Raw genomic sequence first — 21,865 nt, forward strand, 5'->3', positions numbered from 1 at the left:
TTATACGCCTGCCGGAGCATAAGCCGGCACGGGGTCTTGCCGGTTTTCGTTAAGGTGAGCGGCTGGTTTCGCCAGAGCTGTAGCATCACTCTGACTCACTTTTTCAGCGGCCATCTCTACTGCATCTTCCAGAGCGAAAATCTGAGTAAACATGCGCAGAGCTTCATCACCTTGCTTCGTGCCTGCCATTTCCTTAATCCGATTAATCGGATCTGTCGTCATTTGGTTCACAATACTCTTGGTCAAACGACGAATGACTTTACGTTGATGTTCATCCAGCTCAGGCAGCTTATTAAACAGGCTATCCATCGTTTCTTCATGAATGGAGACACCTTTTTCCTGCAAAGCGCGAATAACGGGACGAACACCTAACGTTTTGAGCCAATGGTAATAATCCTCCATCTCAAGCTCAATCATTCTCTCAATTTTGGCAGCTTCCACCTTACGCATCTCCAGATTGCTCTCCACGATTCCTTCCAGATCATCAATGTCATAGAGAAATACGTTGGATAATTCACCAATCGCCGGATCAATATCGCGTGGAACCGCAATATCAATCAGGAACAATGGACGAGATTGACGACGCTTCATGCTCTCCCGTACCACTGCTGCATCCATGACATAACGTTCAGCTCCAGTCGAACTAATCACAATATCAACTTCATTAAGTCGATCTAATGCCTGTTCCATCGTACAAGGTGTCCCCCGGAACTTGGCTGCCAATTCTTCAGCTCTTGCGAGCGTACGATTCGCCACGATGACCTCGGATGCCCCGTTGGCATAGAGATGTTTCACGGTTAGTTCACTCATCTTGCCCGCACCCAAAATGAGCACCTTCTTGTCTGTAAACATGCCAAAGATCCTCTTACCGAGTTCAACAGCAGCATAACTGACAGATACGGCGCTCTCCCCGATGGAAGTCTCCGAATGTGCCCGTTTGCCCAGCGTAACTGCCTGTTTGAACAGCATATTAAACCAGGTACCTGTTGATTTCTCTTCTTGCGCTTTAAGAAAAGCCTGTTTCACCTGTCCAAGAATCTGAGTCTCACCAATGACCATGGAATCTAGTCCGCAGATGACGCGGAACAAATGGCGCATGGCTTGATCATCTTCATATATATATAAGTGTTGCGTAAATTCTTCCCGTGGTACGTTAAACCATTGTTCCATGAATGTTCGAATAAAATAACCACACATGTGAAGACGGTCCACCACAACATACAACTCGGTACGGTTACATGTGGCTACGATTACACCTTCCAATACACTCTTGGTCAGCTTGAGCTGCTGCAGCGCTTCAGACAAATCCTTTTCTGCAAATGTGAATCGTTCCCTAACCTCTACAGGCGCCGTGCGATAATTCAAACCAACGACAACGATGTGCATTGCAAGTTCACCTGCCTAATAAATTTCCAATCAAAGTGCTTACTGCATATGTCTATCCATTTATGATTGACAAGGTTAATTATATCACACATCATAGCCATGACCGGGTCATTTTTATGAAATGTTTATGAAATCACCATGTTCATCATCATATGCACTGTCATTTATTGTAGTGTCTCACCAAAGTTCACCGTTATGCGTTAAAAAGTGTCGATTATGAATATTCATAACGATACGCATATTAAAACAAATAGCCATGGAATTATTCCATGACTATTTGAGTTTGGGAGGTTATGTGTCCATCCCGATATGTGAACATTGTGTATGCAATATACTTTTTATTTAAACCCGTTCAGTCTGATTGTTCATGTCTGGTGTTTCAACTTGCAATTCGCCCAAACCACGTACCAACTTCTTTGCATACGTTTTTTCAGGCTTTAATACGGATACCAGGTAGTCAATAGCAAGCTGTGGATCTACAGTCTCCCCACAAGTGTAACAATCAATCGCTGCAAAACCTCTCTCAGGATACGTATGAATGGAGAGATGGCTCTCAGACAATAGTACAAGTACGGTCGCTCCCTGTGGATCAAACTGCTTGGACTGTACGGACATCACTGTCGCACCACATGCCTCCGCTGCTTCAACCATTTGGGCTTCCAGATACTCTGCATTGTTCAGTAGATTAAAGTCGACACCCCAAGTATCAACAGCAACGTGTCTTCCGAAAGTTGAATATTCCATCCTTCGGTTCCCCCTTCCTAGGAATAAAATGTTTGAAAAATTTCATCCGCTAGGACCTACGTCATTCACTTCCCGAGGGAAAAATCTCTCGCAACATATAATGTCCTGAGTGAATCCTGGTTCCTATATTGTTTTCAACGAGATTAAAAATAACATTGAATCAGAGTGAAATCAACCCTTTTCCATAAGATTGTAAAATAAATATTTCCAATTCGGAATATTCCATCTCACATCAAAAAATCCCCCTGCAACCTCCACATTGGCGAGTGCCACTGCACGGAAGATACAAGGGAATTCATTATATACATATACGTTTATAAACATACAATTTTAAGCTAATAAGCTTCAAGCTCAAACAACCGTTTTTGATGACGAGCAAGGGTCTCATCAATCTGATGGAGCTGATCAGCAGTCGCATCTTTTCTAGTGTCCAGCAGTGAATCGATCTCGGCATACACACGGTTGATTTCGCGTTCTACATCTCTGGCCTGGAACAGATGTTGCAATTCAAGCAACGTATTTTTGTATTCATAGATCACTCGGGTGTTCTCCCCGGTCTTCTCCACAATTTTGCGGACAGTGCCTTGAGCATAAACATACGTCATGGTGAACCCTTTATAGATCCGATGAACGACCCCGTCACCCTTAAAAGTCACAAAGAGCTTCCGGACAACGTTGGTCAGATGCAGATTCACCAGGCGGCAAGATAATTCACAGATATAAAACCCTTCTATGCGGTCAAAAGGGAAATGCACTTCTTCTCCACTTACATCCCCCAGCACAACCTCCTGACAACCATTGTCCAACACCTTAACCCGGTGATGAAGCCTGCCGTCTTCTGTCATGCGCAAAAACTGATGCATCTGGGGTTCTGACAATTTCATAGTGGCCTTAACGTACTCTGTGGCTAACCGCTGAGCCATACAAATCCCTCAATTCTTTCCCGATTGTTTTGCCTTCCTGCACATGTAGCAGTCATCTCAAAATTCTTCAGGCCGGCATGGCCGGTAATTTTGGTACTGTTGGCAATATGCACCTATGCTCATTATACACTACCCTAACGTTATTTTTCTCCAGACCCAGATGATGAATTCTCACGAAATTCCTTAAAAAACCGGATTAATCTGGATCTCATCAAAGATTCATTTAGCATGCTCACTTTCCTGCACTAAAACGGTATACTATCTCGGTTATCCGTTAATTCCGTTGGTTTCTTCCTCATCAGAAGCACCCTCTGCATCCAGCACTGGTGCATACTTATCTATGCGGGCATGGCGGGTAATGATGTCCCATAACTCTTCTTTCCCCAATCCCTCTTCGGATGAAAACGGCACAAACAAATCCCCTGAACGAAGACCCAGTGATTCCTTAATGACTTTGATATATTTGGCTCTGCGTGTTTTTGGAATCTTGTCCATCTTGGTTGCTACAACAACCAAAGGCAGTCCATTATGACGAAGCCATTCGTTCATCATCTTGTCCTCTTTGGACGGTTCATGTCTCATATCAACCATCTGCATGACCAGTTTCAATTCCTCGCGTCCCAACAAGTATTTCTCCATCATTTTACCCCAGGCAAAGCGTTGCTCTTTGGAAACTTTAGCGTAGCCATATCCCGGGAAATCGACGAAGTAGAGATCCTGATTAATTTTATAATAGTTGAGTTGCTGTGTCTTACCCGGTGTTGAGCTCGTCCGAGCTAAATTTTTACGATTGATCAAACGGTTGATCAGGGAAGATTTCCCCACATTGGAGCGTCCCGCCAAAGCAATCTCTGGCAGACCGTCCTCGGGGTATTGTTCAGGCCGAACGGCACTGATAATAAATTCAGATTGATTTACTTTCATATTGTATCTTTCCTCTCTTGAAAACCTGTGCTATGCATCACCTGTTGAAGGTATTATGCCATGGATTGTTCTATCATACCAAAAAAACCGTTCCAGCGGACGCCGAAGCCTCCGCAGAACGGTCTAATCTTCATACGAACCTTTCGGATACGTGGATTACAGGTGAATTCCTGTCTGCTCAACAAGTGCATGCTGCAATACCTGATCCATATGGGCTACAGGGACAAACTCCACATCTTCCTTGATGCTGTCTGGAATGTCACGCAGGTCCCGTTCGTTATCCTTAGGCAATAATATTTTTTTATAGCCGGCACGATGGGCTGCCAGTGATTTCTCTTTCAGACCACCAATCGGCAACACACGTCCACGCAGTGTTATTTCACCAGTCATCGCGATATCCTTGGACACATGTTTGTTCGTCAAGGCTGAGATTAACGCTGTTGCCATCGTAATCCCGGCAGATGGACCATCCTTCGGAATCGCTCCTTCCGGAACGTGGATATGGATATCGTTCTTCTCATGGAAGTCAGGCGAAATTCCAAGCTGTGTAGCTTTGGAACGGGTGTAACTGAATGCGGCTTGTGCCGATTCCTTCATGACATCCCCCAGTTTACCTGTGAGAGTCAATTTACCTGTTCCAGGCACAACAGTCACTTCAATGATAAGGGTATCTCCACCCACTTCAGTCCACGCCAGACCCGTTACGGTACCAATCTGATCTTCCAGTTCGGCCATACCATAACGGAACTTGCCAGGTCCAAGGTAGTCTTTGATCTCATCGGATGAGATGTTAATCTGACCTTCCACACCCGATACGATGTTCTTGGCAGCTTTCCGGCACAACGAAGCCATCTGCTGTTCCAGATTACGCACACCTGACTCCCGTGTATATTCACGAATTACACGCAACAACGCGTCATCCGGGATTTCCAATTGCTCTTCTTCCAAACCATGGTCCTGCTTCTGTTTGGGCAACAAATAGTTTTTCGCAATTTGTTGCTTCTCCAGTTCCGTATAACCAGGGATGTTGAGCATTTCCATCCGATCCAGCAATGGACGCGGAATATTGTGTACCGTGTTGGCAGTTGTTATAAACATAACGTTGGATAAGTCAAACGGCAATTCTACAAAATGATCACTAAACGTATTATTTTGTTCCGGATCAAGTACCTCAAGTAACGCTGCGGAAGGATCTCCGCGGAAGTCTGAAGCCATCTTATCAATCTCGTCCAGCAGGAATACCGGATTGAGTGAACCTGCCGTTTTCATCCCTTGGATGATACGCCCAGGCATAGCCCCTACATAGGTTCGTCGGTGACCACGAATCTCGGCTTCATCCCGCACGCCGCCAAGAGATATTCTTACAAACTCCCGACCTAGCGATCTGGCGATCGAACGAGCAAGTGATGTTTTACCGACCCCTGGAGGTCCAACCAGACAGAGAATTGGCCCTTTGAGCTTCTTGACGAGCTTCTGGACAGCCAGATATTCAAGCACACGTTCTTTCGGCTTTTCCAGTCCGTAATGATCTGCATTGAGCACATCTTCGGCTTTTTGGATATCCAGATCATCCGCTGTCATCTGACTCCAAGGAAGGCCAAGCAGCCAATCCACGTAGTTGCGAATGACTCCGCCCTCGGCTGAACTTGCAGGCATTTTCTCCAGTCGATCAATTTCTTTCTCGACCTTTTCTTTCACCTTGTCCGGCAAGCCGAGTTCTTCCATCTGAGTGCGAAGTTCCTCGACCTCACCCGCACGGCCTTCTTTTTCACCCAGTTCTTTCTGGATCGCTTTCATCTGCTCGCGCAAATAATATTCCTTCTGCGTTTTCTCCATCTGTTTCTTCACACGTTGGCTGATCTTGCGTTCAAGCTCCAGCACTTCGCGCTCATTGTTCAGGATATCCAGCAATTTCTCCAGACGTTCCCGAACGTCGATGGTCTCCAGAATTTCCTGTTTATCCTTGATCTTCAAGGACAGGTGACTCGTGATGACATCGGCCAGACGCCCTGGTTCTTCGATGTCAGACACCGCTGCGAGTGTCTCTGGTGTCACTTTTTTGGACAGATTAATATAATTCTCGAACTGGTTCAGAACGGTACGCATCAAGGCATCCGTCTCCGGATGGGTATTCTCCTCTTCAGGCAGCTCTTTAGCCAGTACTTCATAATATTCCTCGTTGTCCGTATATTCAATAATTTCAGCCCGTTCCAAGCCTTCAACGAGTACACGAATCGTACCGTTCGGAAGCTTCAGCATCTGTCTGACCTTGGCCACGGTTCCGATTCTGAAAATGTCCTCTTGTGTTGGTTCTTCAATATTTACTTCGGCTTGGGAACATAGGAGAATCAGATGTTCTTCTACCATCGCTTTTTCTAAAGCCTTGACCGATTTCTCCCGGCCCACATCGAGATGCAGTACCATACTCGGGTAGACGAGAAGTCCTCTTAAAGGCAGTAAAGGAAAACGACGACCTTTCGCTTTGCTCGGTCCCATCGCTTTCGCACCTCCAATGGCTCTCAGGTTGTAGTCATTCATTATTCTATCAAATGTTCACATAAAAAACCAATGAAGGGAAGCGCTTAGCAGCTTCCCGAATCTGTAACCTGTCCTGGACGAGGCACGTCCGCACGCAAATAGGAAGCGGATGCCGGCGGAAAAATCTCCGGTGCAGGTGCAACTGTCTCCTCTGCAAGCTTCGTTTGTTCCATCTGTTGTGATTCCGGGACCCAGGCGAACACTTCACGGAATACGTCCTGTACCGTATCTACCGGGATAACGCGCAAGCCATCCAGATTCTCAAAAATGGACTGCCAGTTCTCCGCAGGAATAATAACGGTCTTCGCTCCTGCCTGAAAGGCAGCCTCCACCTTGGCTAGCACGCCACCGATAGGCTTAACCCGACCATGAATACTGATCTCGCCAGTCATCGCTGTCTCATGATCCACAGGACGCCTCTGAATGGCTGATGTAATGGCAGTCGCCATGGCGATCCCGGCGGATGGACCGTCAATAGGCGTCCCACCTGGGAAATTCACGTGTAAATCGTAATCATTCGGACGAATACCCATGGCTTTTAATACGGTTAACACATTTTCAACCGAGCCTTTGGCCATACTTTTTCGCCGGAGTGTACGCGAACCGCCTCCAATCTCTTCTTCATCCACAACGCCTGTAATGTTGATTCGGCCTTGATCTTTAAGAGCCGGAACAGCAGACACTTCGATCTCCAAAATGGTTCCCATATTCGGTCCGTATACCGCCAAGCCGTTAACAAAACCCACCTGCGGCTGTGTAGGGACCTTCCGATCAGGTCGTGGCTGAATCTGGCTGCTACCCGCCACCCACTCCACATCAGACGCCTGAAGCGTCTCACGCTTCTCTGTCAGCGCAAGTCCAGCAGCCAGCTGGATGATATTGACCGCTTCACGTCCATTGGTTGCATATCGCTTGACCACATCAACGGCATCCGGACATGGACTGAACCCTATTTTCTGAACAGCATCCTCTGCAATTCGCCCAATCTCCTCAGGCAACAGAGGACGGAAATAAACTTCCATGCAGCGGGAACGCAGAGCTGGTGGCAGTTCATGAGGCGAACGTGTCGTTGCTCCAACAAGGCGGAAATCGGCCGGCAGGCCATTTTGAAAAATATCGTGGATATAAGCAGGAGTATGCGTGTCTTCCGAGTTATAGTACGCACTCTCCAAAAACACCTTGCGATCCTCCAACACTTTCAACAGCTTATTCATCTGAATCGAATGTAATTCACCAATCTCATCAATAAAAAGCATTCCCCCATGCGCTTTCGTGACAGCGCCCGGTTTAGGTTGGGGAATACCTGCAACACCCATGGCTCCTGCTCCCTGATATATCGGATCATGAACCGAACCAATTAAGGGGTCCGCAATACCACGTTCATCAAAACGGGCTGTTGTTGCATCCAGCTCCGTGAATTTGGCGTCTGGCTTGAAAGGCGATGTTGGATTCTTCTTAGCTTCTTCCAAAACGACCCTTGCGGCAGCTGTCTTCCCGACTCCGGGTGGGCCATAAATGATAACATGTTGCGGATTCGCACTGCACAAAGCAGCTTTAAGGGCACGCAGCCCGTCTTTTTGCCCAACAATATCGTTAATGGTAGCTGGACGCGTCTTCTCCGACAGCGGCTTGGTGAGTGAGATCGAACGCAGCTTGCGCAGCTTCTCCAGTTCCTTGCGAGATTCACGCTCAACGGCACTGCGGTTTGTTTTCTGGCCACGCAGCAGGTTCCAGAAATACAAACCAATCACCACTCCAAAAAATAACTGAATCAACATGATGACCATACCAAATTCCATGTCTTCACATCCTCCTATTTTGTCGCTATTCTCATATGAGATCATGCTAATACTTGGTAGTATAGCCTTTTCAACGCGACGTAAACGGGCGATACGGAATTTGTATGCGAGAAAATAAAAAGCCGGCCATCGCTGGCGAGCTTTTGTTGTAACAAGATATGAATCAATCAGTGCGAACGACCAGGAATAACACCTGTCTCTTCGTAGGCTTCGACGATTTTGTCGATCTCTTTTTTTAATTCCTCAACCATGATTTCTTCAGGCACTTTACGAATCATCTTACCATGACGGAACAAAAGACCTTCTCCACGAGCACCGGCTATGCCGATATCCGCTTCTTTGGCCTCACCTGGACCATTAACCGCACAACCCAACACCGATACTTTAATCGGCACCTTCAGTTTGGAGATATACTCTTCCACTTCGTTGGCAATGGAGAACAGGTCGATATCCAAACGTCCACACGTTGGGCAGGAGATCAATGTAGCTGCATTTGTAATCAGTCCAAATGTTTTGAGCAGATCACGAGCGACCTTGATTTCTTCTACCGGGTCCGCACTCAGTGAGATCCGCATCGTAGAACCAATACCCATGGACAATAAGGCTCCCATACCTGCGGAGCTTTTGATCGTACCGGAGAACAATGTACCCGCTTCGGTAATCCCGAGATGCAACGGATACGGAATGATTTGAGCTGCTTTGGTATACGCCTCAATTGCCATCGGCACATCCGATGCTTTGAGAGACACGATGATATCATGGAAATCAAGCTCTTCCAAAATACCAATGTGATACAATGCACTTTCTACCATAGCATCTGCCGTAGGATACCCATACTTCTCAAGGAGATGGTTTTCCAAAGACCCCGCATTTACTCCAATCCGAATCGGAATACCGCGGTCTTTACAAGCCTTAACCACTTCTTCCACTTTAGCACGTTTACCGATGTTACCTGGATTAATCCGAACTTTATCAATGCCGTTCTCAATCGCAAGTAAAGCCAGCTTATAGTTGAAATGAATGTCCGCTACGAGCGGTATATTAATGCGTTTTTTGATTTCCTTGATGGCTGCGGCAGCTTCCTCATTATTCACCGTTACACGTACCACTTGACAACCCGCTTCTTCCAGCCGCAGAATCTCTGCAACCGTTGCTTCAACGTCTGCTGTTTTGGTTGTACACATACTTTGGATAATGACTTCGTTACTGCCACCGATCGTTACGTTTCCCACTTTCACGGGACGTGTATCCTGTCTTAAATACATGAGTGATTTCTCTCCCCACAACGTCAAAGCTCCACCCTGACAGAGACATGAATTCGCCTTCTGCCAAAGTGGAGAACTGACAAGTCTATATTTCAGAGTTCAACGGGATTGAGGCCTATATCAGGCGCTCTCTTCCTGCTTATCGTCCTTCGATTGGCTTAGTTCAGGCACGACTCTTTTCTCAACAACTTCCTCGGTAATGACACAGTTCGTAACATCTTCACGTGAAGGCACTTCATACATGATTTCCAGCATGATACCTTCAATGATGGCACGCAATCCACGTGCACCTGTGTTACGTTTAATTGCTTCTTTTGCAATCGCAAGCAATGCAGCTGGTTCAAAGACCAGATTCACATTATCCAGTTCAAGCAGTTTTTGGTACTGTTTGGTAAGCGCGTTTTTTGGTTCGGAAAGAATCCGTACCAGCGTATCTTCATCCAACGGCTCCAAAGTGGAGATGACTGGCAGACGGCCTACAAATTCCGGAATCAGACCAAATTTCAGCAAATCTTCCGGCAATACCATACCCAGGTATTCACCTGGTTTCAGATCTTTTTGCTCAGAAACGGTATTAAAGCCAATGACTTTTTTACCGATCCGGCGTTTGATCATTTGCTCCAGACCATCAAAGGCACCGCCGCAAATGAACAGGATGTTTGTTGTATCGATCTGAATGAATTCTTGATGAGGGTGTTTACGGCCACCTTGTGGTGGTACAGAAGCCACAGTTCCTTCAAGAATTTTCAAGAGAGCCTGTTGCACACCTTCGCCCGATACATCACGAGTAATGGATGGGTTTTCGGATTTACGCGCTACTTTATCAATCTCATCGATATAAATAATGCCACGCTCTGCTTTTTCCACATCATAATCAGCAGCTTGAATAAGTTTGAGCAGGATGTTCTCTACATCCTCACCTACATAACCCGCTTCTGTTAATGACGTAGCATCCGCAATAGCAAAAGGAACATTCAAAATTTTTGCCATCGTTTGCGCAAGCAACGTTTTACCAGAACCTGTTGGTCCTAACAGCAAAATGTTACTCTTTGACAATTCAACGTCTTCGATCTTGCTTTGCGTGTTGATCCGTTTGTAGTGATTATACACCGCAACAGACAATGATTTTTTCGCTTGTTCCTGTCCAATAACATATTGATCCAGAATATTACGAATTTCTTTTGGTTTCGGAATATCTTTCAGGTCTACTTCTTCATCATGACCAAGTTCTTCCTCAACGATTTCGGTGCAAAGTTCGATACATTCATCACAGATGTACACGCCTGGTCCAGCGACCAACTTGCGTACCTGCTCCTGAGATTTACCGCAAAAAGAGCATTTCAACTGCCCTTTCTCATCGTTAAATTTAAACATGAAACCACCCCTTTAGGAATTGATCGGTCTACTGAGCACCTGGTCAATAATGCCGTACGTCTTAGCTTCTTCAGCGCTCATGAAGAAGTCACGGTCGGTATCCCGCTCAATTTTCTCAAGAGGCTGACCCGTACGATCGACGTATATTTGATTCAGTTTCTGACGTGTTTTAATAATCCATTCTGCGTGTATCTTAATATCCGCAGCCTGTCCTTGAATGCCGCCAAGCGGCTGATGAATCATTACTTCGCTATTTGTCAGCGCATATCTCTTGCCAGGTGCACCGGCTGTCAGCAATAACGAGCCCATGCTTGCTGCCATCCCTACGCAAATGGTAGATACATCCGGCTTGATAAATTGCATCGTATCGTATATACCCATCCCTGCGGTGACAGAACCACCAGGTGAGTTAATGTACAAGCTGATATCCTTCTCAGGATCGTCGGCTGCCAAAAACAAAAGCTGTGCTATGACAAGATTGGCTACATCGTCATCAATCGCACTGGTTAGAAAGATAATGCGATCTTTCAGCAAACGTGAATATATATCGTAAGACCGCTCGCCTCGATTGGTTTGTTCTATAACCATTGGCACCAGACTCATGAGACCAACCTCTTTTCTACATGTAATTAGACATAGGCCACCTGTAAAGCAAACCCAAATTCATTCTAACACTTTCCTGTGACAATGTCATTTTTCACAAGAGGGGTGAGACATCAATTTGTTTACTTTTTTAGCCTGATCATATTTAACCATGTTTTCTATGTATGTGCAAATTGAAGCCATCCTATGCCGTCTTGCCGTTTTTTATTTGCATGAAGTACATAGGTATGTAAAAAGTGTACGCGGATCAATAAAATTAGTGTTCATCCATATAATTACTTCATTTTCTATAAAATGGATGTCATAATTTAAAAATAAGGCACGCAATAATTCACGTGCCTTATCGTTTATTCAACTGACAAGTTGATAACAGCTTGTCTTATTTTTCGTCAGCTTCTGCAACAACTTCTTCAGCTGGAGCTTCAACCGGTTCAACAACTGTGCTGTTCTCAAGGAGAACGTCAATCGTTTTACGCAGTTTAACTTCATCGCGAAGGCTGTCCAAGGAACCATTACCTTCGAGGATGCCACGGATCTCATCAGCAGGACGCTTGTAAGATTCAGCCATTTTCTCGAGTTCTTGATTCACTTCTTCATCAGATACTTCAATGTTTTCCGCTTTACCTACAGCTTCAAGCACCAGGTTGTTGCGAACACGTTTGGAAGCATCTTCTTGCATTTGCCCTCTCAGGTCAGCTTGAGTCTGGCCAGAGAAGCTCAGGAACATTTCAAGGTTCATACCTTGGTTACGCAGACGGTTGTCGAAATCACGCATCATGTTTTGTACTTCGCTCTCTACCATTGCAGAAGGAATGTCCACTTCAGCGTTCTCAGCCACTTTTTCTACAACTGCATTTTCTTGAGCAGCTTTGGCTTCGTCAGCTTTACGGGATTCCAATTGTGTTTTCAGATCAGCTTTGTACTCTTCAAGTGTGTCGAATTCGCTAACATCTTTAGCAAACTCATCATCCAATGCAGGAAGTTGTTTGCGTTTGATTTCGTGAATTTTCACTTTGAATATCGCTTGTTTGCCAGCAAGTTCTGCTGCATGGTAGCTCTCCGGGAAAGTCACTTCTACGTCTTTGAAGTCACCTGTGGACAGACCCACAACTTGTTCTTCAAATCCAGGAATGAATGTGTTGGAACCCAGTTCCAGGGAATAACGCTCAGCTTGTCCACCTTCGAAAGGTACACCATCAACGGAACCGTCGAAGTCGATTACTGCAACGTCGCCGTTAGCAGCGGAACCTTCGTCAATTACAACGAGTTCAGCGTGACGTTGTTGAAGACGCTCAAGTTCTTCAGTCACTTCTGCGTCAGTTACTTCGCCTTTTGCTACAGCAACTTCGATTCCTTTGTACTCACCAAGAGTAACTTCTGGTTTCACAGTTACTTTTGCTTTGAACTTGAATGTTTGTCCTTTAGCAAATTGTTCAACATCTACGTCAGGACGATCAACCGGGAAGATATCCGTTTGGTCGATTGCTTCTGTATAAGCTTCAGGAAGCAAAATATCGATTGCTTCTTGATAAAGGCTCTCTACACCAAAACGTGCTTCGAAAATGGAACGTGGTACTTTACCTTTACGGAATCCAGGTACGTTTGCTTGTTTAACCACTTTATTAAAAGCTTTGTCGAGTGCTGCAGTTACACGATCTGCATCCACTTCAACCTCAAGAACCCCAAGGTTCTTCTCTATCTTTTCCCAAGTTGCTTTCATTGTATACTTTCCCCTCCAAAATTCACATGTTCACGTAGGCAATCACGTACAAAATAACCATTTTAGTATAAACAAGATTAGATTCTTTTTCAAGGGGAATCCCTTGATACAGTTTAAGGAAAACGTTTCCGGCCTCGATTAACCATCCAAACCGGCAGATACAAACTGTTTCATGGAACGATAAGCCTGCTCCAGTCGAAAGCGCATCGCGCCTGTCACAGCATACATTGAGCGGGTATTTTCCTCATCATGCGAACCACCCAGACTGTCTGCAACGGTCATATGTAGAGCTGCTGCCCATATATCTGTCATGGAATCATTTTCTTCCAGCATCGATACATAATCACGGGTTCCATACACCGCCATGACATATTGTATCCACAGTTCCTGGGCAAAATAAAAGAGCGTAGGTTCATGAACCTCCGTCTGATCTGCCACTCGTTCCAGAATCTGAACGATTTGGAGCGGGAATTCCTCTGGTCTAAGAGGCACGGTGTCGATCTCGACTTCAACCTGCTCTTCGCCTCTCGTAAACAGGATCATACCTTGAACACCTCGTCGACGCAAGGTTTGCAACACCCGAAATTGAAGCAGAGGGTGAAGCGACTTATCTTTTAACCAACTCGTAAGTGCCTCGTCAATCTTCGGTAGATCAAGATAGGCCAGCTGCTCCAAAGCCAGCATCGTCTGTTCAGACAGCGGCTCCTCCATTACTGTGCGAAGCATCTTATCTGCATAACCATCATCCTGTTCAAGCTTCATTCGGGCATGTTGCCGTGCCATGTCTTCCTCACTAATCTCTTCTTCCTCTTCTCGTTCTTCAAGAACGGCAGGCGAGGTTTCTTCATATTGAGGAAACGCAGCCTGAAGCCATTCGAGCAGAGCCCGCCATTCATCATAATGGCGCTCTTCCTGTCCCTGACATTGCAGCAAAAAGTGAAGCAATTTCATCGCTTCACCATACCGTTCATTTTCAAGCATAACTGTCAATTGAATCTGGTAATAGTCCAGCGTCTTAGGAAACAGCACAATATTGTTGTTATGCTCGGTTTCCGGGGTCGTGGATTCCTTAATGGGAGCACCTCCTCTATATCCTGAATCTCCAGTCGGAATCAACATAAATAGATGTATATATTAAAACGATTGTTGATCTATTTTCTGAGTTCTCCTGATATTCTAACATAACCTTAAATATAATGAAAAAAACGTTACTGCCGCTAAATATCATATACGAAAAATAATTCAAAATAAAACGCTTGATATTCCTGTATGCATATGATAAAATCAATTTTGCTTGAAAAAATTCATGTCTCAGTAGCTCAGCTGGATAGAGCAACGCCCTTCTAAGGCGTCGGTCGGGGGTTCGAATCCCTCCTGGGACGTATTAAAAGAAGCTTCCTTCGGGAAGCTTTTTTTGCGTCTAGGGATGAGAAACCCAATGGTTCGTCGGAGCATTCGCTTCGTTAGCACCACTTCGCAGTCTCGACTGCAAGGAGAGTATCCCTCCTGGGACGTATAAAAAGAAGCTTCCTTCGGGAAGCTTTTTTTGCGTTCTAGGGATGAGAACCCCAACAGTTCGTCGGAGCATTCGCTTCGTTACATGCTCTATGTCGCTGCATTGGAGCGTCCGCGTTTGCTCACTCTATAAGCAACGCGTTGAAAGTACCGACGTTCTAACGAACATAGGACACTTTATTTGCTCCCAATTCAGCATTGTGGAATTCTAACGAATCTTAGAGAGCTTATTTCACCATTCCGGGGTATTAACTCACTTATTTGCGCTTCATAGCCTGATTAACGTCGCTGAGGTTCGTTAGAATCTGAAAATAGCGATTTTACCCATTATAAGACCTCGTGGATTCGTTAGAGTTCACAGGCTAGTCAAGGCACCCATTGTCCATTAGGTGTTTTTTCATTTCATTGCTCAATATTGACATAGAATGTTATGCTTACGGAGTGGATTATGTAACAATCCATACATATTAACTTCTTAGAAAACAGGAGATTTTATCAATGTCATCTTCAATACAGCAACACTCATCGATCCATACCGAGGAAGAACATTCTTCGACATCCAAAAGATTCGGCCTGTTATTAGCAGGCATTATCGTCATCGCCGCTACCATGAGGTCACCGATTACAGCAACCGGACCTGTAGTGGAGATGATCCGCTCAGATACAGGTATCGGCCATACGATGGTCGGGCTTCTGACCTCACTTCCTTTGCTCGCCTTTGCAGCAGTCTCTCCTTTTGCACCACGTCTTGCCAAACGTTTAGGACTCGAATCTGCTCTGCTATTGGCTGTTATGATCGTAACCATTGGGGTGGCCTTACGCTTGTTGCCTTCCGTTCTCTCCTTATATGCAGGAACCGCAATTTTGGGGTGCGGCATTGCATTAAGCAACGTGCTTTTGCCAAGTTTGATCAAACGTGATTTTCCATTACGGGTAGGTATCGTCACCGGATTATACTCTGTATCCATGAACATATTTGGCGCCATCGCCTCAGGTGTGAGTGTGCCCGTAGCAGGAGCCACATCTATGGGTTGGCGTGCTTCGTTAGGCATGTGGGCCTTGTTGTCCATATTGGCGCTTCTCTTGTGGCTCCCCCAGATCGCCGCAGGACGTCAGCGAATGTTATTCATAGCCACACAGAGTGAAGGGACACCTGTACGTCTACGGACCTCTTCCCTGGCCTGGTTCATTACTTTATTTATGGGTCTGCAATCTCTAATATTCTATACAACGATTACCTGGCTTCCCGAAATTCTTGCTGAGCAAGGATTCAGCCCCACCTCAGCAGGGTGGATGCTCTCCCTGATGCAGATGGTTAGTGTACCAGCTACCTTTATCGTTCCAATCCTCGCCGGCCGAACGCGAGATCAGCGTGTTCTAACCGCGATAACGTGCTCTTCTTTAATTGTCGGGTATGCTTTATTGTTAAGTGGCATCGCTTCGCTCGTTACCATTGGTGTCACGTTGGCAGGAATAGGTGCTGGAGCTTCATTTGGCATGGTAACAATGTTCTTCGTCCTTCGCACAAAAGATGCCAGACAAGCTGCCAGCCTGTCCGGTATGGCCCAGTCCTTCGGATATATGCTAGCGGCAGTTGGACCTTTACTGTTCGGTATGCTTCATGACTGGACAAAAGGATGGACCCTGCCGTTGCTAATACAGGTCATTCTGGCCATCGCTTTGTTAATCGCAGGGATTCAGGCCAGCAAAAATAGAATGATCGGTTAGTCATACAATTCATTTATAAAAAAACAAAACGGCCTCCATCCTGCAAATCAGGATGGAGGCCGTTTATGCATAGAACAATTCCTTCATTAATTGAATCCATTTTAATCAATTTCAATGAGGAATGAACTTACTTCACTTTTACCTTAATCGTGTCTGTGCTGGTAACACCGCCTGCGTTAATTAACTCTGCCCGATACGTATACGTGCCCGATGTTTTCCCGGACAGTGTAGTCACAGCACTTTGTGCATAAGGTGTAGCCGAACGGAGTTCTTGCGTATCGATCAACTTATCATTTTCATAGAGACGATACTCTGTAGCGTTGGTCCCCCACCATAGGTTCATGGTCACCTTATAATGGCCGTCGCCATCCCAGTTATCGTGAGAAATAACCGCTTTGCCTGGCGTTGCGTTGGTAACCCGAACAGTCAACGTCTGACTACGCGTTGTTCCCTTGTCGTTGGTCAGCTCAGCCACGTACGTATACGTGCCATTGGCTTTGCCCGTGATCTTCGTCTGAGCAAACTGCGCCCAAGGCGCGTTGTAAGTCAACTTCTGCGTATCTACCAAAACCCCGTCCTCATATAACTTGTAGCTAGTTGCGTTCTCGCCCCACCACAGGTTCATTGTAACGATATACGCGCCCTCTGGTAAGCCGTTGCCTACCCAGTTATTGTGAGACAATACAGGCGTACCTGGGGCCTTGGTTGCCGGAGTTTCAGGTTCGGTCTCCACTGCTTCCAATTTCAGTGCCGTATTGGCTGTACCCGAAAGCCCCTGTTGGTCTTTTACTGTAAGTTCAACAGCATACTCGCCTGCTTCAATTCCCTCCAAAGGAAGGTTGAAGGTACCATCAGCTTGTACTTCAAAGACTCCTTCTTTATAAACCGATCCATCCTCTTTTTTCACAACATACGTTGCTTCCAGAGAAGCGGCCGGATCAAACGTGATGTCCCATCCGCTGGCAAGCGCAGGAGCTACACGGAAGTACAAGTCTTCCACGCTACCGTTAAGGACAGCAGACTCATCCTCTTTGAACTCCAACGCTTCTGGTGCAGTTACAGCCGGAGCTGTCTTTTTCACCAAAAATGGCGAAGTGTCTTCCTTATAGGTTTTGCCGTCCGTACCAATAGTAGTGATGTCTACGGTATATAAACCATCCGGAATCTCAGTCACTTCATCGGTTGTGTAATCTGCATATGAGCCGTCCCAAGCAAGGTTGTATCTTGCATTGGCATTGAAGTTAAAATAGTTACCAAAGATGGAGCCGATATAACCATCTTGATAATATCCACCTTCCGGATTAAGACCATCATAGATCTCAATCAGGGCAAATGTCATCGGATTATAGAATTCCATCGCAACATTCAGCGTATCCAACGTACCATCAGCCTTCAATGGATAGTGGAATGGATTTTTCTCAGTGCCTTTTACGGTTTCGATATACTTAACTCCACTCAACGTAACGTTGAAATGAGCAACATATGGCACAGTAAAAGTATTGGTTCCGTTTGAGAACTCAATGTATCCTTGTGCTTCTGTAGTTGCAGTAACCCCTCGTGGAACGGTGATTGTTACTGCAAGTTCTTCCTCACCATTCAATGTGAAGGAACTCTTGTCCACGGCAACGAATACACCAGCGACATTACGAGTTGGATTCACATTTACGGTGTAATCCCCGCCACTCCCATTCAGCGCTTCAACTTTAATTGTTTTGGTAATCGTCTTTTCATCTGTGCTCAGGAAATTACCGTAGTTGATACTTCCGGTGATATTCTCCTTTTCAACAACAGAGCCACTTTCTGTGTATTGAGTTACATCAAGCACTTTGACAAAAGCAGCAGGATCAATGGTATTTACAGCCTGAATACGGCCAGCGCCTTGATCAAATACATCAAACTTGGTTGTATCCAGCACCTTACTATTGTTCATCAGTGCAACTTTGATATCAAATGGAGTCCATTCGGGATGCTTCTCGATCAGCAACGCAATCAAACCAGCTACATGAGGTGTAGCCATACTTGTACCTGATTTACGATCATAAGCTTGTGCGTAATCTGCGTCTGGCTCATCCTTGCCGTAGGCAGGAATCGTAGACAAAATGCTTGTACCTGGTGCAACAATATCCGGTTTGATGTCCAGTGTTACCTTTGCAGGTCCACGTGAACTGGATGAACTCATTTCATCGCCCGGAGTTTGGGAACGTTCAAAATCACTAAAGCTCACTTCAACGGCTTGGCCTGCGTCCAGCTCAGCCTTGATCACATCTCCATCTTCCTTGGACATGCTCAGTGTTGGAATGAGTTCAAAGTTATCGCCCAGACTTACACCAATTGGGCCAGGAATGTTGTTATATACAATAACAGCCACGGCTCCGGCCGCTTTAGCATTGGCGATTTTCTCTACAAATGCGATTTCACCACGCTGTATTAATGCCACTTTACCTGTAAAATCTTTACCTTCAAAATCAGTTGGCTTACCCAGTGCTGCAAATTCCAGCTCATATTTCCCTGTCAAAACAGTTTCAGGGTCTGCCGACAGGCTCCATCCCATCAGATCCAGACGGTAAACCGACTCTGTAATAGCCAGTGGAGCTTCAGTCGGAGCAATTACAGACTCTTCTTCCACAGGAGCAGCTTCAGGAGAAGCTTCAACGGGTGCAGAAGGTGATGCAGATGGAGTATTTTCTTCCGTTGTAGCTTCTTCTACATTCAGATCTTCAGCTTTGTTAGAAACTGTGTCCTCCACAGCTGCTGCACTTTCCTCATCAGCAATTGCGGGTACAACTTGCTCTGAAACTTCTGGTGCTTCTGTTCCAGGTGCCGTCCCCAGTTCAGGAGATTGTTCAACCTCTGGCACCGGTTGTTGTTCAGGTTGTGCCTCTTCGCCTTCCTCACCAATCCAGAAGTGAGTATCGGCTGTAATCAGCTGGCTAGGTCCTGTAGAGTTACCTACCGTAATGGCCATTGCAGACGCACCCGGAGAACCGAGTGTATAACGGTTAGGTCCACTGTTACCACTTGCTACAACCGCTGTCACACCAGACAACATCGCATTGTTCAGGGCAACCGAAGTGATATAACTCGGGTCGTTGGCGGCGTTACCTAACGAGAGATTAATTACGTCCATGCCATCTTGAACAGAACGATCAATTCCGCCGAGTACCCATGAGGTTTGACCACTACCATACGGTCCAAGTACACGGTAAGCATAGATATCTGCTTCAGGAGCAACACCAACAATACCGTAGTCCCCCGCTTCGCGAGCAGCAACGGTACCCGCTACGTGTGTACCGTGAGATGTGTAATAGGGGCTTCCAAGCTCGTTAAGCTCAGGCTCGCCCGATCCTTTCCATTCTTGATATGTTGTTTCATACGGATCATTGTCGTTTCCAACAAAATCCCATCCACCTTTGTAGGCTTCTTGCAAATTAGGATGTTCATAGTCAATCCCTGTATCAATGACGCCGACTTTAATGCCATTTCCTTTGTAACCCAGATCCCATACTTCAGGTGCACCAATAAAAGGCGCTGTGTCTTTCATGTACGGGTTCACTTCATCTGTCTCGGGCGCTATTGTAACTTCAAGGTCTGGATATACGCTGACCACGCCAGGTATTTGAAGCAATTGTCCCACCTGGTTTCCTTTAAGCTCAATCGCTACACCATTCAGGGCATATGCATATTCTTCCAATACTTCATGTTTGATTTTCTTCTGAGTGAGGCTATGTACAAATGACTGTTGTTGTTGCTCAACTTGAGTCACAGCCTTTGTTTCCATAGAGGAGGTAAAAGATTTTCCGGAGAGGGTTGATTCACCTTGCGCTACTGCAACAGGTTTATTGGAAAGCTCAACGATCACTCGGGTGTTCTCGCCACCCAGACCTTCCAAGCTTTTATCCAAAAATGGATCTGCGGCAAGTTTTGCTTCCCGTCCTGCAAGAATCTCTCTCCATTGTTTGGCTTCGGCTGTACTGGGTAAGTTGTCAAGCTGAATAACTGAATCTGCGGGAGCGGCTCCAGCCGCGGGGAGAATAATGGAAAAGACCATCAGAACACTTAATAACGTGGATATCAATCGTTTACTCAAGGCTTTGCCCCTCCTTTTAAATGTGAATACGTCACCAAATGATGGGTTCCTGCTGTGTTTGTGCGTACTGCAATACGCACTCCAATTTCACCGCCTATCTGCAAGAAGATTGACCCTTGGTAAATTATTCTATCAAAATACCACATTTTCCTTCTAAATACTTACAAATATGATATAGAAATTACTTATATGGGTCTTGAGTATGATAAAAATATCCATTTGTAATTATTTGTCGTTTGAATATTTCATTTTTGAAATAATGCATCAAAAAAAGACCAAGAGCCTCTTTATCCGAAAGAGATTCCTGGTATATAGGGGAAGCGTGATTAGTATACAAAGGATCGTGATAGTTCGTCTAACATCGATAAAATTGCTAATTATCGCGAAATTTCACTTTATTCTGGCTTCACGGCTTCAATACGCAGGCGCTTGTAATCGGCATACATCGCATCATCTTTCCAAAGGTGAGACATCACGATCTGACTGGTTTCATGGCATATTTGTTGTATCTCTTCATGACTGAGACCTGCAAAATAGTCGCCTCCAAAATGAGCCAACCAGCCTACTATACCCTGCTCACCATCTGCCAGTCTGGTAGGACGGTCGTAGTGATAGACATGACGCACCATAAATCCACTTTGCTCTAAAATATGGCTATATTCTCCGATCGAAGGAAAGTACCAAGGATTGCGTTCCGATGCACGAATGCCCGTGTTTCGCTCCATAACCTGCTCTAATGCATTCACAATGGTCTGCACGTTCCCTTTACCACCAAATTCTGCGACAAAACGTCCTCCAGGCTTCAAAGATTTCCATATACTATCCACCACTAATCGCGGGCTTCGCATCCAGTGCAGGGCTGCATTGGAGAAGATGGCATCATATAGTCTATTCGTCTCAAACTGATGACCGTCTCCTTCCACGAACTCAAGTTCAGGGAATTTCTCCCTCGCACGGCGAATCATGTCCGTCGATGCATCCATGCCAATAACTTCAGCTCCGGCCAGAGAAATTTCATGCGTCAAATCCCCCGTCCCGCAACCCAGATCAAGGATGTATTCCCCTTTTTGGGGTTGAAGCCACGAAATCAAGTTTTTGCCGTATCCGGACACAAAAGCCAGTTTGTTGTCATACTCATCTGCTTGCCATTGATTTAATGATTTCATAGATACCACCGTCGCTTTCGTTATTGATGTCCTCATTGTGGCATAGAATTGTTTATTCTTTAAATATATAAATTCTATATTATTTATAGGTAT

General features: G+C 45.6%; 14 protein-coding genes and 1 tRNA gene. 2 read left to right on the forward strand and 13 right to left on the reverse strand.

All coding sequences use genetic code 11. From position 1 onward, the window contains the following. The 11 genes from hemA to NST38_RS24215 all read right to left on the reverse strand — a co-directional run bounded on the left by hemA (nt 1) and on the right by NST38_RS24215 (nt 14,395). The gene (hemA, locus tag NST38_RS24165; RefSeq protein WP_036605893.1) at nt 1-1,386 is read right to left on the reverse strand and encodes a glutamyl-tRNA reductase; all 1,386 of its coding nucleotides are present in this window, start codon (nt 1,384-1,386) and stop codon (nt 1-3) included. A 342-nt stretch (nt 1,387-1,728) separates the two neighbouring features. Beyond that, on the reverse strand, nt 1,729-2,130 hold the full coding sequence (gene speD / locus NST38_RS24170; protein WP_036673526.1) for an adenosylmethionine decarboxylase: 402 nt from the start codon (nt 2,128-2,130) through the stop codon (nt 1,729-1,731). 335 nt (nt 2,131-2,465) lie between these two features. Continuing rightward, on the reverse strand, nt 2,466-3,053 hold the full coding sequence (locus NST38_RS24175) for a hypothetical protein (RefSeq protein WP_036605891.1): 588 nt from the start codon (nt 3,051-3,053) through the stop codon (nt 2,466-2,468). A gap of 267 nt (nt 3,054-3,320) precedes the next feature. Next, nucleotides 3,321-3,977 (reverse strand): ribosome biogenesis GTP-binding protein YihA/YsxC, encoded by a 657-nt coding sequence (gene yihA, locus NST38_RS24180; protein WP_036605890.1) that lies wholly within the window; start codon nt 3,975-3,977, stop codon nt 3,321-3,323. Nucleotides 3,978-4,133: 156 nt separating this feature from the next. Next, nucleotides 4,134-6,473 (reverse strand): endopeptidase La, encoded by a 2,340-nt coding sequence (gene lon, locus NST38_RS24185; RefSeq protein ID WP_036605889.1) that lies wholly within the window; start codon nt 6,471-6,473, stop codon nt 4,134-4,136. A gap of 86 nt (nt 6,474-6,559) precedes the next feature. Then, nucleotides 6,560-8,314, reverse strand: a complete 1,755-nt coding sequence (gene lonB / locus NST38_RS24190) for an ATP-dependent protease LonB (RefSeq protein ID WP_036605888.1) — start codon at nt 8,312-8,314, stop codon at nt 6,560-6,562. Between the two features lie 167 nt (nt 8,315-8,481). Further along, nucleotides 8,482-9,579: a flavodoxin-dependent (E)-4-hydroxy-3-methylbut-2-enyl-diphosphate synthase gene (gene ispG, locus NST38_RS24195; protein ID WP_017692591.1), complete on the reverse strand. Its 1,098-nt coding sequence runs from the start codon at nt 9,577-9,579 to the stop codon at nt 8,482-8,484. Between the two features lie 120 nt (nt 9,580-9,699). Continuing rightward, nucleotides 9,700-10,953 carry an ATP-dependent protease ATP-binding subunit ClpX gene (gene clpX / locus NST38_RS24200; protein ID WP_036605887.1) on the reverse strand — a complete coding sequence of 418 codons (1,254 nt, stop codon included), beginning with the start codon at nt 10,951-10,953 and terminating at the stop codon, nt 9,700-9,702. A gap of 12 nt (nt 10,954-10,965) precedes the next feature. Then, nucleotides 10,966-11,556, reverse strand: coding sequence for an ATP-dependent Clp endopeptidase proteolytic subunit ClpP (clpP, locus tag NST38_RS24205; RefSeq protein WP_036605886.1), 591 nt, complete (start codon nt 11,554-11,556; stop codon nt 10,966-10,968). Between the two features lie 379 nt (nt 11,557-11,935). Next, nucleotides 11,936-13,276: a trigger factor gene (gene tig / locus NST38_RS24210; protein ID WP_076253317.1), complete on the reverse strand. Its 1,341-nt coding sequence runs from the start codon at nt 13,274-13,276 to the stop codon at nt 11,936-11,938. A 138-nt stretch (nt 13,277-13,414) separates the two neighbouring features. Continuing rightward, nucleotides 13,415-14,395, reverse strand: coding sequence for a hypothetical protein (locus NST38_RS24215; protein ID WP_370511445.1), 981 nt, complete (start codon nt 14,393-14,395; stop codon nt 13,415-13,417). 189 nt (nt 14,396-14,584) lie between these two features. Here NST38_RS24215 and NST38_RS24220 point away from each other — a divergent pair. Together NST38_RS24220 and NST38_RS24225 are read left to right on the forward strand one after the other, a co-directional pair. After that, a tRNA-Arg gene (locus tag NST38_RS24220) sits at nt 14,585-14,658 on the forward strand. A gap of 631 nt (nt 14,659-15,289) precedes the next feature. After that, entirely contained in the window at nt 15,290-16,519 is a 1,230-nt protein-coding gene (locus tag NST38_RS24225; RefSeq protein ID WP_036605884.1) for a CynX/NimT family MFS transporter, read from the forward strand. Between the two features lie 127 nt (nt 16,520-16,646). Here NST38_RS24225 and NST38_RS24230 read toward each other — a convergent pair whose 3' ends face one another. Continuing rightward, nucleotides 16,647-20,606, reverse strand: coding sequence for a S8 family serine peptidase (locus NST38_RS24230; protein WP_076253316.1), 3,960 nt, complete (start codon nt 20,604-20,606; stop codon nt 16,647-16,649). 395 nt (nt 20,607-21,001) lie between these two features. Next, nucleotides 21,002-21,772, reverse strand: coding sequence for a class I SAM-dependent methyltransferase (locus tag NST38_RS24235; RefSeq protein WP_076253315.1), 771 nt, complete (start codon nt 21,770-21,772; stop codon nt 21,002-21,004). Nucleotides 21,773-21,865 lie beyond the last annotated feature (93 nt).

The organism is Paenibacillus sp. FSL H8-0104 (genome assembly GCF_038050215.1).
Taxonomy (GTDB): domain Bacteria; phylum Bacillota; class Bacilli; order Paenibacillales; family Paenibacillaceae; genus Paenibacillus; species Paenibacillus amylolyticus.